Raw genomic sequence first — 517 nt, 5'->3', positions numbered from 1 at the left:
CTCCTGAATGGCGCGGGTGTGGGCGTCGCGCTGGTCCTTGGGTATCCCGGCGGTGCGCGCGGCGCTGTCGAGGTCGGTGGTGCGCTGGTTGATCTCGGCGTCGGGCGGGACCGGTCGGGTCCGCGGTGGAGGCGGTGCCTGGGGCAGCGGGTCCGGGTCGTGTGAGGGTGCCACCAGGCTGTCGAGCTGTCGTATTGGGTCGTCCGTGGCTTGGGAGGAGTGGCCGTCGGGCGTGGCCTTGCTCGGCTGGTCCTGTGCGTGCGGTGGCATGCCGGGCTGGTGGTGGGGGACGTCCGGCAGGACGGGCAGCTGCGCGTCTTCGGCAGAGAGCGGTACCGGTGGTGTCGTCTGCCGGTTCTGCGGGTCGGTCGTCCCGTTCTCGGTGACCGGACGCGGGCGGGGCGCCCGGGGTGCGGCTTCGTCCTGCCGCGCGTGTGTGCCGTCGTTCACGGCGGGGGAGCGGCCGGGACCGTCGCTGGTGACGGCGGACGGACGCGACTGTGGGACCGTGGCGGGC

The 517-nt window shown here is 74.1% G+C and carries 1 pseudogene; it reads right to left on the bottom strand.

The annotated features are described in order from the left end of the window. Positions 1-450 (bottom strand): annotated as a pseudogene (locus tag I3F54_RS31945) (hypothetical protein); the annotation flags it as partial. Between the last annotated feature and the right edge of the window lie 67 nt (positions 451-517).

Source organism: Streptomyces sp. MUM 2J, assembly GCF_022414535.1.
GTDB lineage: Bacteria > Actinomycetota > Actinomycetes > Streptomycetales > Streptomycetaceae > Streptomyces.
Note: the sequence above shows the minus strand (reverse complement) of the source record. Positions and strands in the feature narration are given on the sequence as shown.